The 15,007-nt window shown below is 70.3% G+C and carries 13 protein-coding genes; 6 read left to right on the forward strand and 7 right to left on the reverse strand.

Annotated elements, in window-relative coordinates:
- Nucleotides 1–46 precede the first annotated feature (46 nt).
- Together AC4NMM_RS00920 and AC4NMM_RS00925 are read left to right on the forward strand one after the other, a co-directional pair.
- On the forward strand, nt 47–3,829 hold the full coding sequence (locus tag AC4NMM_RS00920) for a tetratricopeptide repeat protein (RefSeq protein ID WP_491923306.1): 3,783 nt from the start codon (nt 47–49) through the stop codon (nt 3,827–3,829).
- Between the two features lie 150 nt (nt 3,830–3,979).
- Nucleotides 3,980–4,489: a PUA domain-containing protein gene (locus AC4NMM_RS00925; RefSeq protein ID WP_491923307.1), complete on the forward strand. Its 510-nt coding sequence runs from the start codon at nt 3,980–3,982 to the stop codon at nt 4,487–4,489.
- A gap of 455 nt (nt 4,490–4,944) precedes the next feature.
- Here AC4NMM_RS00925 and AC4NMM_RS00930 read toward each other — a convergent pair whose 3' ends face one another.
- From AC4NMM_RS00930 to AC4NMM_RS00955, 6 genes are all read right to left on the reverse strand, one after another.
- Entirely contained in the window at nt 4,945–5,985 is a 1,041-nt protein-coding gene (locus tag AC4NMM_RS00930; protein WP_096393593.1) for a presenilin family intramembrane aspartyl protease PSH, read from the reverse strand.
- 690 nt (nt 5,986–6,675) lie between these two features.
- Nucleotides 6,676–7,482, reverse strand: a complete 807-nt coding sequence (locus AC4NMM_RS00935; RefSeq protein WP_491923308.1) for a carbon-nitrogen family hydrolase — start codon at nt 7,480–7,482, stop codon at nt 6,676–6,678.
- Nucleotides 7,479–7,910 carry an SRPBCC family protein gene (locus AC4NMM_RS00940; protein WP_096393591.1) on the reverse strand — a complete coding sequence of 144 codons (432 nt, stop codon included), beginning with the start codon at nt 7,908–7,910 and terminating at the stop codon, nt 7,479–7,481. The genes AC4NMM_RS00935 and AC4NMM_RS00940 overlap by 4 nt, the downstream gene beginning before the upstream one ends.
- A 113-nt stretch (nt 7,911–8,023) precedes the next feature.
- On the reverse strand, nt 8,024–8,251 hold the full coding sequence (locus AC4NMM_RS00945) for a DUF7123 family protein (protein ID WP_004598402.1): 228 nt from the start codon (nt 8,249–8,251) through the stop codon (nt 8,024–8,026).
- An 81-nt stretch (nt 8,252–8,332) separates the two neighbouring features.
- Nucleotides 8,333–8,515: a DUF7525 family protein gene (locus tag AC4NMM_RS00950; protein ID WP_096393590.1), complete on the reverse strand. Its 183-nt coding sequence runs from the start codon at nt 8,513–8,515 to the stop codon at nt 8,333–8,335.
- 101 nt (nt 8,516–8,616) lie between these two features.
- On the reverse strand, nt 8,617–9,648 hold the full coding sequence (locus AC4NMM_RS00955; RefSeq protein WP_017342631.1) for a phosphate signaling complex PhoU family protein: 1,032 nt from the start codon (nt 9,646–9,648) through the stop codon (nt 8,617–8,619).
- Between the two features lie 196 nt (nt 9,649–9,844).
- On the opposite strand from AC4NMM_RS00955, the gene AC4NMM_RS00960 reads away from it, so the two are divergent.
- Nucleotides 9,845–10,204, forward strand: coding sequence for a response regulator (locus AC4NMM_RS00960; RefSeq protein WP_096393589.1), 360 nt, complete (start codon nt 9,845–9,847; stop codon nt 10,202–10,204).
- A gap of 27 nt (nt 10,205–10,231) precedes the next feature.
- Here AC4NMM_RS00960 and AC4NMM_RS00965 read toward each other — a convergent pair whose 3' ends face one another.
- Complete coding sequence (locus tag AC4NMM_RS00965; RefSeq protein WP_096393588.1) at nt 10,232–10,612, reverse strand: DUF7522 family protein; 381 nt, start codon at nt 10,610–10,612, stop codon at nt 10,232–10,234.
- A 105-nt stretch (nt 10,613–10,717) separates the two neighbouring features.
- On the opposite strand from AC4NMM_RS00965, the gene aglJ reads away from it, so the two are divergent.
- From aglJ to AC4NMM_RS00980, 3 genes are all read left to right on the forward strand, one after another.
- Nucleotides 10,718–11,776: an S-layer glycoprotein N-glycosyltransferase AglJ gene (gene aglJ / locus AC4NMM_RS00970; protein ID WP_096393587.1), complete on the forward strand. Its 1,059-nt coding sequence runs from the start codon at nt 10,718–10,720 to the stop codon at nt 11,774–11,776.
- Between the two features lie 282 nt (nt 11,777–12,058).
- Entirely contained in the window at nt 12,059–13,978 is a 1,920-nt protein-coding gene (locus AC4NMM_RS00975; protein ID WP_491923309.1) for an ABC transporter substrate-binding protein, read from the forward strand.
- A 42-nt stretch (nt 13,979–14,020) separates the two neighbouring features.
- Nucleotides 14,021–14,995, forward strand: a complete 975-nt coding sequence (locus tag AC4NMM_RS00980) for an ABC transporter permease (RefSeq protein ID WP_096393585.1) — start codon at nt 14,021–14,023, stop codon at nt 14,993–14,995.
- The last annotated feature ends 12 nt before the right edge of the window (nt 14,996–15,007 follow it).

Consider the following 15,007-nt stretch of genomic DNA (forward strand, 5'->3'; position numbering starts at 1 on the left):
TCACTGAGGAAATAGTTATGTCGGTCGGGGCGGTGCGGACGGACGTATGACGGAGCCGTCGGAACTCGTGGGCGTCGTCGAGCGTCGCCTCGACTTCCTCGAACGGCTCACCGCGGGACCGCTTCGCAAACACGAGCTCGTCGACGCGCTCGGCCACTCCCGGTCGACGGTGAACCGCGCGATAGACGAGCTGGAGGCCGCGGGGCTCGTCACCGGCGAGACCGACGGCTACCGGACGACGCTCTCGGGGCGGCTCCTCGCGGGCGAGTACCGCGAGTTCCTGACGATCGCCGACGACCTCGCGGCCGCCGGCGACGTGCTCGACCCGCTCGGCCCGGACGCCGACGTCGACCCGGCGATCCTCCGCGAGGCGGAGACGTACCGGGCCGCGGCCCCCGACCCCTACCGACCGCTGGAGGTCCTCGACGAGGCGCTCGCCGACGCGGACGCGGTCGCCGCCGCGCTGCCCGCGTTCCCCTACCCCCGGGTCGCGGAGCGGCTCCGGCACGCGGCCGCCGGGGGAGGGACCGTCGACCTGGCGCTGGCGGACCGCGCGTACCGGCACGCGGCCGAGCGCTTCGCGGACGACCTCGGCGCAGTCGCACGCCGGGACGGCTGCCGGGTCGCCGCCGTCGACGCCGTCGACGCGGGGGTCGTCGCGGCCGACGGGACCGCGCTGCTCCTCACCTTCGACGACGACGGGACGCTCCGCGGCGCGGCGGCGTCGACCGAACCGGAGGCGGTCGCGTGGGCGGAGACGGAGGTGCGCGAGCTGGTCGAGCGCGGGCGCGACGCGGACGAGGCGCTCGCGGCGATGGACCGCTCCGAGACGAAGCGCACGGAGGGCGACGCGGACGCGTCCGACCGAGCGGGTCGCGACGGCGAGGCGGCCGGGAGGGGATCGAGCGCCGCGGGCGAGCTCTTCGGGCGGATCGGTTCGGGCGGCGGCGGCGGTCGGAGCGCGCTCTCGGCGCAGGGGTTCCACGCGGTCGACGAGGAGCGACTCTCCGGCGACCCGGACCCGTACGGACCGCTCCGCGCCACGGCGTCGTTCCCGGAGGTCGACGCGGGGTACGTCCTCGACAGGACGACGGTGCGCGACGGCGACCGACGCTCGATCGCCGGGCTGCTCGTCGACGGACTCGCCGAGGGGACGGACCACGCGCTGGTCGGCCCGCCGGGGAGCGGGAAGAGCACCGTCTGCCGGAGCGTCGCGGTCGAGTGGTACCGGTCGGGACGCGGCCCGGTGACGTACCGACCGGGCGACGGCGGCGACCCGTTTTCGGCGACGGAGCGGCTCCGCGAGCGCGTCACCGAGGGCGACGGCCACCACCTCGTCGTCGTGGAGGACGCCGTCGATCCGGGGGTCGCGGAGGCGTTCGGCGTCGCCCGCGAACTGGCCGACCGCGACGACGTGTCCTTCCTGTTCGACGCCCGCGAGGAGCCGTACGACGACCCCGACGGACTGCCGCTCTCGCCCGCCGACCTCCGCTACCGCCGGGAGATAGCGACCGCGCGGATGCCGCGGCTCGACGGGCGCGAGGTGGAGCGGTTCGTCGACCACGTCGCCGACTGTACGGGGTCCGCGCCGGCGGCCGATCCGGCGGCGCTGCTCGACGACGTGCGGCGCGCCGACGACGAGCGCGTCGGCGAACTGCTCGCGCTCGTCCATCGCCTCGTCCGCGCGACCGGCGACGGCGCGAGCGTCGTCGCCGAAGCGGGCGAGAGCGCCGGCGGCGCGTCGGGGACGGAGGCCGACGCGAGCGACGCCCCGGCCGGCCGCGACGACGCGGGCCCCGAGTCCGGACTGGAGGCGGCGGTCGCGGAGGCGGTCCGGGAGGTCCGGAACCGCCCGCCGCCGACCGCGGACGTCGCGGTGCTGGTGAACCTCCTCAACGTCGCCGGCGTGGGCGACGTCCGCACGCTGGCGTACGCGCTCGTCGACGGCCCGGACGGGGTCGCCGGATCGGAGACCGGGGGAGCGGGGACCGACGCCGAGGGGGCGGACCGCGACCCGTCGCCGACCGTCGACGGCGTTCGCCGTGCGCTCGACCGCCTCGTCGGGACGGCCCTCGTTCGCTCGGGCGACGGGGAGTACCGCGCGGTCCACGACGAGTGGTCGGTGCTGTTCTTGGAGCGGCTCGTCGAGCGGGAGCCGGCGCCGGTCGTCGCCAGACGCGTGGGGCGGGCCGTCTCGCGGGTGCTCGCGCTCGCGGACGACCCCGCGCGCCGCTCGCGGATCCGCCGCGCCGTCGGCGGGGACGCGCCGACGGTGGCCCGAATCGAGCGCGCCCCGGGCGCGTGGGCGGCCGAGACGGTCCGTGCGGTGTACGGCGTCGGGCGCCGTTACCCCCGTCTCGCGCCGCTGTACGGGCGCGTCCGGTACGCGTGGATCGACCTCCCGGACGCGTGCCCGGACGACCTGCGCGACCGGCCGCCGGAGTGGGTGGCGCGGATGTACGTCGAGGCCGGCGACCTCGACGGCGCGACGGCGGCGCTGGACGCGTGGCGGCCGGTCGACGAGGCGGGCGCCGCCGAGCGGCAGCGCGGGTACGGCGACGTGGCGCGGCGGCGCGGCGAGTACGACGCGGCGCGCGAGCGGTACGAGCGGGCCGAGGAGCTGTTCGCGGCCGCGGGCGACCGCGGCGGGCTCGCGGCGGCGGTCCGGGGCCGGGCACAGGCGGCGCACTTCGACGGCGACTACGAGGAGGCCTACGAGGCGGGTTCGCGAGCGTACGCCATCGCCGCGCGGACCGGCGACCCCATCGCGCGGGCGAAGGCGCTGATGGACGTCGGGAACGCGCTCGACGGGCTCGACGGGACCGACGCCGTCCTCGACCACTACCGAGTGGCCGGCGATCTGTTCCGCGCTTACGACGACACGCACGGGGAGGCGAACGTCCGGGCGAACCTCGCGGTCGCGCTGCGGCGGCGCGGCGACCTCGACGCGGCCGAGCGGACGGCGAGACGCGCGCTCGACGGCTACCGGACGGTCGGCGACGAACACCGCGAGGCCATCTCGCTTTTGAACCTCGCGGCGGTCGCAGAGCAGCGCGGCGCCGTCGGCGAGGCGGTCGCCCGCGCGTCCGAGGCGCGGGACATCGCCGAGCGGATCGGCTCGGACATGTACGAGGCGTTCGCGCTGAGCCACCTCGGCAGCGCGGCGCACCTCGCCGGCGACCTCGACCGGGCGGAGCGGTTCCTGACGGCCGCGCTCGACCGCCTCGACCGCCTCGGCGCCGACACGCGGTGCGCGATGGTGACCGCGATCCTCGCCGAGGTGGCGCTCGACCGCGGCGACCCGCCGGAGGCGGAGCGGCGGACCGAGCGGACCGCGTCGCTGCTCGACGACCACGCGGGGCGGAAGCGCCTCGCCGAACTGGACCGCGTCCGGGGGCGGCTGGCGCTCGCTCGCGGCGACGGGGACGCCGCTGCGGCGGCGCTGACGGACGCGGTCGACGCCGCGAGGGAGGGCGGGTTCACGCAGGTCGAAGCGCAGGCGTTGGCGGCGCTGGGCGCCGCGGAGGCCGAGCGCGGCGACGCCGCCGCGGCGGCCGACCGGCTGACCGCGGCCCTCGATCTGGCTCACCGGATCGAGGGCGCGCGGGCCGTCGTTTCGGCTGCCGACCGGCTCGCCGACCTGCTCGCGGGGACGGCCGCCGGGTCGGATTCGATCGACCGGGAGGTGCTGACCGAGGCCCTGCGGGAGTCGTCGCCCGGACCGGTCCCGGACGACTCGGCCGCGGACCCGGCCGCGTACCGGGAGATCGCCGACCGCTGGCGCGTCGACGGCGACGGCGTCGCCGCGGCGTACCCCGCGCTCGGCTGAGGGGAACGGCCGCGACGCGAACGGGGGGCGCGGGAGCAGGGGGGAATATCGAGGCCGGACGGGCGCGAGCGACCGCACCGCGGCCGGTCGGTGTCGCACGCGGCCCGACGGTGTCGCAATCGCTTTCAGCGCGCGCGGAGAACCGCGGCCATGACCGACGCCGACACGCTCGCGGACCTGCGGACCGCCGCCGACTACCAGTTCGGGGCCGGCGCGGGCGACGCCCTGTTCCCGCCGGACGACGCCCTCACCGTGCGCCGGTCGAGCGGCGGCCGCCCGCGGCAGGTGATCGACGGCGACGTCGACGACACGCCGGGCAGCAGCGAGGGGGACCGGCTCGTCTCGTACGGCACCGACGGCCGGTTCACGCTCGGGCTCGCGGGGGGGAAGCGGATCGCCGAGGCGTTCCCCGAACCGCGACACCGGATGGTCGTCGGCGAGGAGAGCGAGCCGTTCGTGCGCGAGGGGCGCAACGCGTTCGCGAAGTTCGTCACCGCGGCCGACGAGGGGATCCGCCCGGGCGACGAGGTCCTCGTCGTCGACGAGGGCGGAGCGATATTCGGGGTCGGCCGCGCCGAGCTCTCCGGCGCGGAGGCCGAGCAGCTCGGCTCCGGCGTCGCCGTGAAGACGCGCGACGGGAACCCCGCAGACAACGAATAACGAATTTTTCTCTGCGGTGATTTCTCTGCGGTGGCGCGTGCCGGTGAGCGCCGCAACGCGGCGCGAACCGCTCGCGCGAGGGAGTCAGTCGCCGGAGCGAAGCGGAGGCGACTGACGAGGCTGGGGAGGCGTGAGGCTGCGGTGCTGTGCGGTCGGGTGGGAATCGAAGGGGCAGTTGCGAGGCAGGCGCAGGCGACGTAAGCACTGGAGGGAGCGAGCAACGCGAGCGACTGAAGCGCGCAGCGAGCGTGCGCCTGCCTCGCGGCTGGGGCTTCGGTGGTGTTCACCGTCGATCCACAGTCAGCCATTTATAAACGAGCGGCTGGGGCTCCGGTGGTGTTCGTGGCGATCGGAGGTTTATAAATAATATCGTCGTACAGCCGAGCGGCTGGGGCTTCGGGGGTGTTTGCGTCAGTCAGCAGTTTATAAAGAAATCATCGGACGCCCGAATATATTTAAAAGAAGCCCGCGAGCCCCAGCGCCTCGATCAGCGGGACGCCGGCGACGAGCGAGCCGATCAGGTAGCCGCCGATCGCGCCGCCATTTAAAAGTGGCAGCCCCGCGTGCGGGCGGCCCTGTATCACCCATCGCATGAGGACGAGCAGCCCCGCGAGCGTCCCGACCATCGCGAGCAGCGCGGGGAGGTTGACGCCGAGGAGCGGGACCGCGAGGTCGGCCGCCGGCGAGAACGTCGCCGCGCTCGCTATCAGCACCGTCGGGATGACGGCGTCGCCGAGGCCGATGAAGAAGGCGTCGCGGTCGCCGCCCTCCGTGGATTCGACGGGCCCGTTGTCTCCGTCGGTGGACTCCGTGTCGGCCGCGTCCTCGTCGCCCTCGTCGGCGGAAGCGCGCTCGGCGTCCGTCTCCGCCGCCGCTTCCGCCTTCTCACCGACCCCCGCGGCCTCGTCGCTAGCCGACTCGCCGTCGAGCAGCGAGTACGACACCGACAGCGGGATCACTAACACGACGGGGATGTTCAGGTCCATCACGCCCTCCGCGAGCGACAGCATGTGCTCGGTGCCGTAGACGGAGACCGCGTCGTAGACGGCGAGGACGGCGAGCAGTATCAGCGCGGGCAGCAGCCCGAAGGAGATGCCGAACAGCCCGGCCGCGCCCGCGCCCATCAACACCCCGGCGGTGTCGATCACGTACCACTCGGGGTGGACGAGCAGGCCGACGGCGACCGCGATCGCGGGAATGGCGGCCGCGAGCGGCGAGACGAGCGCGGAGAACACGTACCACGAGAGCCACGCGGAGGTGCCGACGATCAGCAGGCGGATCGCCCAGTCGAAGTCGTACCGGAACGCCGCCAGCATCAGCCCGGTCATCGCGACGATGGCGGCGACGTACACCACGCTGTTCACCGGATTCTCGGGGTTCTCGACCGCCTGATAGCCGCTCTCGGCGAACTCGGGGACAAGCGCCAGCGCGCCCACCTGGACGACGAGGAACAGCCCGACGACGAAGGCGACGCCGCGGTACTCGCGGGGGAACATTCGACCGCCGGTTCGTCGGCCGAGGGTTTCGGCCTTGCGCTTCAGCCGTGTGCTCCGATAGCCGCCGCTGTCCGGTGAAGCGAGGCACGTACCGAATGAAGCGAGGCACGTACCGAATGAAGCGAGGCACGTACCGAAAGGGGTTCGGGCTCGGTGTGGGAGCGGGTGGACCCGAACCCAAGCCGACGGACGACGGACGGTGGAAGCGAGTGGCCGACCGGCCCGCCCGGAACGGGATGGGGCCGACCGGATTCGTCCGCGGCGTTTACCTCCTCCTGCGAGCGACGTAAGAACCTACCGGCCGAGTTATCAGGAGAGATACTCGGGGTGTGAAGGGAACGCAACCGGACGAAACGAGGACGAAGCTGGGCGTCGGTGGAAGTGGGAAAGGGTGGAAGTGGGAAGGGGAGGCGGGCGAAAGGCGAAGCGGTGGGAGGCGGACGGGCGGCGGCCGGACAGCGGACCCCCGGGCTGTCGTCGGCGACGCCGCCCAGTGGTCGGGACGGGCGCGCGGATCGATTAACGCCGAATCCCAACGAGAAAAGCGTCGGTCTTCGGCAAGAGACGGTATGGTCCTCACGCGTATAAATGTGTAAGATCCGGCCGCGCGAGACCCAGCCGCCCGAGGCCCGACCTCGAACCGCGGGCGCCCGCGGCTTGACCTCGATCGGCGGGCGCCCGCGGCCGCGCTCACCGGCGGTCGCGGAGCGCGGGGAACTCCTCGCGGACCGTCGCGACCCGCTCGGGATCGACGGTCGCGGTGACGACGCCCGGTTCGTCGCCGACAGACGCGAGCGCGGTGCCCCACGGGTCGTACACCGCGCTCCGGCCGCAGAGCGCGTCGTCGCCGAACCGGCCGCTCCCGTTGACGGCGGCGACGTACGTCAGGTTCTCGATGGCGCGCGCGCGGCCGAGGGTCCGCCAGTGTTCGATCCGCGGGTACGGCCACGCGCTCGGCACCAGCACGCACTCGACGCCCGCGTCGACCATCGCGCGGAACTGCTCCGGAAATCGGAGGTCGTAGCAGGTCGTTACCCCGACGGTGACGCCCCCGAGGTCGACCACCGGCGTCCGCTCGCCGGGCACCATCCGGTCCGTCTCCTCGGAGCCGTACCCGAACAGGTGGCGCTTCCGGTAGACGAGCCGGCGCTCGCCGTCGGCGTCGAACAGCACCGCGGCGTTGGCGAGCCCGGACTCCGCCGGCACGTCGAGGCCGTCCGCGGCCGACGCCGACAGGTCCTCGACGACCGTGCCGGCCAGCACCGCCACGTCCTCCTCGTCGGCCGCCGCCGCGAACCGGGCGAGCCGGTCGCCGGCGATACTCTCCGCGGCGCGGCCGTACGCGTCGAACGCGAAGTAGCCGACGTCGAACAGCTCGGGCAGGACGACGAGGTCGGCGCCCTCGTCGGCGGCCGCCCGGATGCGGTCGAGCGCCCGCTCGACGTTCCCCTCGACGTCGCCGCCCTCGACCGCCAGCTGGACGCCGGCGAGTTTCATGCCGGCGAGGCGAGCGAGGCGCGGAGCGCGTCCTCTAAGTTGTCCAGCTCGGCGTCGAAGTTGCGCTTGAAGAAGGACTCGACGCCGGGGAGGCTCCCGTCGACGACGAACTCGTTGGCGAGCCGGCAGCCGCCGTCGTCGGTCTCCGTGATCTCGTGTTCGCCGGTGACGCGGAACGCCCGCGACTTCCCGACGAACTTCACTCGGTTCGGGGGGTCGCGCTCGACCTCCTCCGTCTCGACGTCGATCGTCGAGCGGATCATCGGTATCGGGAGCGCGACGTGCCAGGTCGCGTTCCGGTCGTCGTGAACCTCGAAGGAGTCCACCACGCTGATGGCGCCCGCGCGCTGCTCCGCGTCCGAGATGAACGCCCACACGTCGGCCGGCGGCGCGTCGAACTCGAACGTCCGGGAGACTCGAACGGTCATACGATCCCGTTTGGGGCGACGGGGGTTAAAAATGCGCGTCGACGGAGTCGGATTCGGGGAACGCGTCGACGGAGCCGGCGAGCGCGTCGGGACGCGACCGCGACCCTCCCCTCTCAGCCGTCCGGCGTCACGCGCCAGGTGGTCGACTTGGCGCGGCCCCACTTCTCGATGTCGACGTCGTCCGACTTCTCGGCGAGTCTGGGGAGCCGCGAGCCCACCTGCTTCGCGGTGAGTCCGATCGCGTCGGCGATCGTCTTCGAGCGAACGTACCGCTCGCCACGGGTAACGCTGTCCGTGAGGTACGCGAGGATCCGCTGTTCCTCCTCGGTGTACTCGCTCATTATCAGCTATACGCGTCTGACGTTCTTAACGGTTTCTCGTTGTTCGGACCGGGCGACCGGTCCGCGCCGTGGATCGGTCGCTCAGTCGAACAGTTGGGCCGCGCCGACGGCGAGCGTCGCGAAGACGAACGCGCCCGCGAATCCCCACGCCTTCCCGAGCTGTCCCGGGTACGCTAGCATCACCACGGCGCCGACGACCGCGATGGCGCCGAGCGCGAGCGCGACGCCGACCTCCTTGTCCGATTCGATGGAACCCTCGCTCATACGAACCGCTTCGCGGGGGGCCACTTAGTTCATGCGAACCGCGCGACACGGGCCGGGGAGGAACCCGCGCGACGGCCCGTGTCGCGGGCGACGCGCCGCGGTCAGATTATCTCGACGTGGTCGGACGCCTCGTTGAGCGCGAGGTTCGCCGCGATCTCCGCGTTCCGCATGGCGTACTCCGCGGTGTGCTGGAGGCTGACCAGCACCTCGCGGGTCATCAGCAGCGTCTCGTTGTCCAGGTCGTCCGGCAGCTCGGCGAGGATCTCCTGTTCGCGGTCCTCCAAGCGGGAGAACAGGTCGCGGCACTCGACGGTGAGGTCGTAGTCGCGCTCGACGACGGCCCGCACCGCGAGCGCGGTCAGCTCGTCCACCTGGTCGGTGAACTCGCGGATCTGCCGCATCGTCGCGCTGTCGACGTCGAGGGTGTGTCCGTCGGCCTCCATCACGATCTCGGCGATGTCCTCCGCGTTGTCCGCGGTGAGTTCGAGGTTCTTCGCGACGGAGCGGTAGCCGATCAGGGGGAACCCCTCCTCGAGACCCACTGCGCGAGCGAGGTTCGGGTTCTGATACGCCGTGAAGATGAGCCGGAGCAGGAGGACGAAGATCTTGTTCGCCTGCCGCTCGCGGTTGAGCGCGCGCTGCGCGAGGTCGGGGTTGCCGTGCGCGAGCGCCTTCACGCCCTCGCCGCGCATCGTCGAGCCCGTGTTCTCCAGCCGTTCGAGCAGGTTGTCGAGGGTGAAGTCCTCCGGGTCGACCGAACAGCGGATCGAGATGTCCTCCGGGGTCTCCTCGATGACGCCGAGCCCCATCAGCTGGGTCTCGGCTTTGTACACCGCGTTGATGTGCTCGCTGTCGAGCGTCCCCTCGCTGCGGACGTGGATCACGCGCCGCCCCAGCACGTACTGCGCGACGATCGCGCGTTCGAGCGAGCGCGCGTCGAGCCCGTCCGCGTTGATCACCGCCTCCGACTCCTCGGTGCTCACCGACTCGGGGAGCACCGTGAGCGTCCCCTTGCCGCCCATCCGCAGCGACACCTCGTCGCCTTTGTTCACGCCGTGTTCCTGTGCCCACTCGGCCGGGAGGGTCATCGCCAGCGTCGACGGCCCCAACCGCTGGACCTTCCGCGTTTCCATACGCGACCGTATCGCGGGATACACCTTAACGTTGTTCCCATGTTCATTATATGCTTCATCGAATATACAAGGGATAGCGGTTGCGAGGGCGTCACATACCGCCGCCGAGTTCGTCCCCCGCGCCGGCCCGCGTGTCCCAGCCCGTATCGTGCCGAGCGATCCGCGCGCTTATGTCGGTCTGGCGGGGAGAACGCGTATGACCGAGCGGGTGCTCGTCGTCGACGACTCCTCGTTCCAGCGGACCGTCGTCCGGGACGCGCTGGAAGGCCGGTTCGAGGTCGTCGACGAGGCGGAACACGGCGCAGAGGCGGTCGAGCTCTTCGAAGCGTACGAGCCGGACGCGGTGTCGATGGACGTCGTGATGCCGGAGATGACCGGGATCGAGGCGACCGCGGCGATCAAGGAGCGCTGGCCCGACGCGGTGATCGTGATGTGTACGAGCGTCGACCAGCAGGAGAAGATGATGGAGGCGGTGAAGGCGGGCGCCGACGGGTACGTGACCAAGCCCGTCGACGCCGACGAGCTGGTCGGCGAGTTCGAGAGCCATCTCGGGTGAAGAGCCCTTTTAAATAACTCCCAGTGGTCAGGCGGGATCGAACAACCGGAGGATGGACGCGAGCGCGCTCGCCAGCTCCTCGAAGCGGTCCATCTCCATCGAGTCGGTCGTCACCCAGACGCCGTGGTCGTTAGCGATCACCCGCGTGAGGTAGCCGTTCTCGAACACGCGGACCGTAAACTGGTAGTCGCCGAGCTGCGTGTTGGCGTACATCGACTGCGCGTGGAACCCCTGTCGCTCGTTCTCGGCGAAACCGACCAGGTCGGCGGTCCGGCTCAGATCGCTGCGGAGGTACAGCTGCTCGACGTCCTCCTCCGTGAAGTACGTGAGGCTCCGCAGCTCGTCGCCCGTCGCCGTGCGGGCCGCGCTCAGTAGTTCGTCGGCGCGCTCGTCCGGTGGTTGGGACATACGACCACGATCAATGCTCACATACATGAGCGTGTGGGTGGCCGCAGCGTCGGCCGGCGACCGGGAGGGACAGAGTTTACCGACTCCCCCGTGATCGCTCGCCTGATGAGCGACCACGACGACGTCTGCGTCCTGTTGCCGACGATGAACGAGGCCGAGACGGTCGCACGCGTCGTCACGGACTTCCGCGACGCCGGGTTCGAGGAGGTCTTGGTGATCGACGGCGGCTCGACCGACGAGACGCGGTCGATCGCCCGCGAGGCCGGCGCGCGCGTCGTCGAGCAGTCGGGCCGCGGGAAGGGGCAGGCGGTCAGGGAGGCCGTCCGGGACCACGTCGAGGCCCCGTACGTGCTGATGGCGGACGCCGACGCCACGTACGACGCCGACGACGCCGCGGCGATGCTCGACCCGCTCTTGGACGGCGAGGCCGACCACGTCATCGGGAACCGGTTCGCGGACATGCGCCCGGGCGCGATGACGCGGCTGAACCGGATCGGGAACCGCCTGATCAACCTCGCGTTCCGGGCGATCCACCGCGAGGGCTACCGCGACATCCTCTCGGGGTACCGCGCGTTCACCCGCGAGTCGTTCCTGCGGCTCCACCTCACCGCGGACGGGTTCGGGATCGAGACGGAGATGGCCGTCGAGTGCGTGAAGAACCGCGTCTCGGTCGCCGTGGTCCCGATCACGTACCGGGAGCGACCCGGCGGCTCCGCGACGAACCTCCACCCGATCCGGGACGGCGGCGTGATCTTCCTGGAGCTGTACCGGAAGGCGAAGACGAACAACCCGCTGTTCTACTTCGGGAGCGCCGGCGCGGCCGCGACCGCGGCGGGGCTCGGGATGGGAGGATTCGTGCTCTACCGGTACTTGGCGTTCGGCATCAGCCACCAGATCATCGCCGTCGGCGCGGTCGGCGCGACGATCCTCGGGATCCAGCTGCTCGTGTTCGGCGTGCTCGCCGACATGATCCACTCGCTCCATCGCGAACAGATCGCGCGGTACGAGCGCGCGATCGACGGCGACACGGTCGAGGGGTCGTCGGTCGCTGACGGCGACGGTCCGGCGGTCGCGACCGACGGGAACGCCGAGGCGAGTCGCACGACGCGGACTCCCGGCTCCGAGCCCGACGACGGCACCGGCCGAGACGGCCGCGGCGACTGAGGGACACTCCCGCGACGGGCGAGGGACGGACGGCACCGCACCGCCAACTTCGGAAATCATCCCGGTAAGCGTCGGCTACTCGCGTACGACGCGAGATTGCCTAATCGAGTCAAATTTTGCGACTCCGACGGCGTCGAACTCTCCGATACGCGATGAAATATGCGACTGTGGTCCGATTTTCCCCGTTGGATGCGCCAATTATCAAAACGGATGTAAGATGATCGTCCCCGACAACTGTCCCAAAGTCTGAAGTTTTTTATACACGCACTCGTACTACATGGTATGCCACGGCGAAACATTGAGAATCGTGATGATTCCCGGCATATCGATCGGCGACAATGGCTCTCCGCGCTCGGTCTCGCCGGCGCAGTAACGCTCGCTGGCTGTTCCGGAAACGGCGGCGACGGTTCGGACGGCGGCGACGGCTCCGACGGCTCCGACGGCGGCGACGGCATGGACGGCGGCGACGGCGAGAGCCTCGAGGTCCCCGACTTCCCCCGGTTCGGTGTCGACGACCTCTACGGGTCGGAAGTCGCCCGAACGCTTGCGGAGCGCGCCTTCGAGCAGTCCGAGTACGACTACAGCTTCGACGGGGACACGATGGTCAACCCCGACGGAGACCAGGTCGAAATCAACATATACCACAGCGCGGGGGCGGAGACCTCGCAGCTGACGGCGAACTTCATCGCCCAGGAACTCGGCGAGAACCTCGGAATTAACGTCGTCGTCGAGGCCATCGACGGCACGCGGTTCAACAACGAGTACTGGACCGCCGAGCCCCAGGGCGGGACCGACACGGTCAACGGCGAGGAGGTCACGTGGGAGAACCCGACGCCGACGAACCCCGGCCCGCAGTCCGTCACGAGCAACGAGCCGTGGGACATGTCCGTCGTCTTCGGGCTGAACACCTACCCGCTCAACCCGCTCACGAACTCGGCGTTCTTCGACGGTGCCACCGCGTTCTACAACCCGGTCGGCTACTACCCGCAGTTCGACGCAAAGGAGCTGTTCGACCAGGCGCAGCAGGCGTCGAGCGTGGAAGAGCTCCAGCAGGCGTTCGTCGAGATCTTCGAGAACATCGCCTACGAGCAGCCGTACATCACCCTGCTGTTCGGCGACGACCTCGTCGGCTACAACCCCGACCTCGAAGGGCCGATCGAGAACTTCTCGAACGGCTGGAACCTGCCCGCGTGGTACGAGGGCGAGCCGGAGGTCAGCGGTTCCTACGACACGGTCAGCGCGTCGCGGTTCACCACCCTGAACCCGCTGTTCAACACCGAGAACGGCGCCGGCATCGCGATCGGCCGCGCGCTCGATCAGGGGTACACCTTCGACGAGAACCAAGAGGTCTTCCCGCTGCTGTACGACATGTCCACCGAGGACGGCGAGGTGTGGACGTTCGACGTGCGGGAGAATCTCCAGTTCAGCGAGCCGTACGGACAGGTCACCGCCGAGGACTTCGTCTACCTCGTCCAAGAGCTCCACCAGGCCGACTGGGCGCCCACCGCGGCGTCGAGCAGCTGGGACGGCGTCACCGTCGAGCAGACGGGCGAGTTCCAGTTCGAGGCGACGCTCGAGTCCCCGAACATCCTGTGGCCCAAGACGTACGACCCGCTCCTGTACCCGATCCCGAAGGACCTCCTCCAGCCGTACGTCGAGGAGGAGGACGTCCAGGGTCTCGAGCAGGACGAGGAGCTGCTCGAACTCCAGTTCGCCGGGAACCTCGGCGCGTTCGAGCTCACGTCGTGGAACCGCGGCTCCGGAACGGAGTACACCCGTAACGACGAGTACTACCTCCGCGACATCGACGAGGGGCCCGACCTGTTCTCGGAGGGACCGTACTTCGAGTCCGCCTCGATCAGCGTCGTTCGAGAGCAGGCGTCCCGCCTCGGTGCGCTCGAGACCGGCGAGGCCGACTCGGCGGCGATCCCGCCGGAGCAGTACGAGTCGTACCAAGAGAACGAGAGCGTCGACGTCCTCCAGGTCCCGACGCCGTACAACACGATCCTCTCCGTGAACCAGCGCGCGAACGGCTGGAACGCCGGTCCGGGCAACCTCTTCCAGCTGGTCCCGTTCCGTCAGGCGTTGGCGGCGGCGATCAGCAAGCAGGACCTCATCCAAGGCGTCTACCGCGGGCTCGCCTCGACGCACTTCACGTGGCAGCCGCGCTGGTCCCAGTTCTACCCGTCGACGGACGAGTAAGCCCGAACCGCCCCGTTTTCACCTCACCAGTTTAGAAATCACATGGGATTTGGAAGATACGTTAGCGCTCGGGTCCTCTGGGCGGCAGTGGTATCGCTCATTATCGTCACGGTCACGTTTCTGCTGCTCTCGGCCGCCCCGAACCCGGCCGTCCGGCGGGCAGCGACGCAGGCGGCGCTCCAAGGCGGCGACCCGGCCGAGGCCGCCGAGCGGGTCCGCGAGCTGCGCGGACTCAACGAGCCGCTTCACGTCCGGTACTTCGATTACATCCGGAGCGTCTACACGCTCGACTGGGGCTGGTCGGTGAGCACCAGTATGCCCGTGACCGAGGCGGTCACGAACGCGCTGTACTACACCGCGCAGTACTCGATCCCCTGGACGATCCTCACGGTCATCTTGGGGCCGCTCGTCGGCGTCTACTCCGCCGCGAACATGTACAGCTGGAAGGACCACGCGGCGACCGGGTTCGCCTTCTTCGGCTACGCCATCCCGAACTTCTTCTTCGGGATCATCCTGCTACTGATCTTCGGGGTGTGGCTGGAGTGGATACCGATCATCTACAAGACTGAGGTTCCGGTGTTCAGCGTCCAGAACGCGATACAGTTGGCGTTGCCGGTGTTCGTGTTGGTCACCGGATCGATCGGCGCCGTCATGCGTGTCTCCCGGAACGAGTCCGCGGAGTTCCAGAACGCCGACTTCATGAAGACGGCGAAGGCGAAGGGAGTCTCACCGTTCCGTGCGTACGCCTACCACGTCATGCGGCCGACGCTGGTCCCGCTCTCGACGACGCTCGTCGGACAGCTCCTCGCGCTGTTCCTCGGCGCGTCGCTGCTCGTCGAGGTCGTGTTCGGTATCCCCGGGCTCGGACGGTTGACGTACAACGCGCTGATCCAGCAGGACACGAACCTCGTGTTGGGGACGACGCTGTTCTTCACGTTCGTCGCCGTCATCGGGAACCTCATCGAAGACCTCGTGTTCACCGTGCTCGACCCGCGGATCAGCTACGATGACAGGTAACACAACGGAGAA

It is taken from the genome of Halorubrum sp. SD41, from assembly GCF_058630335.1.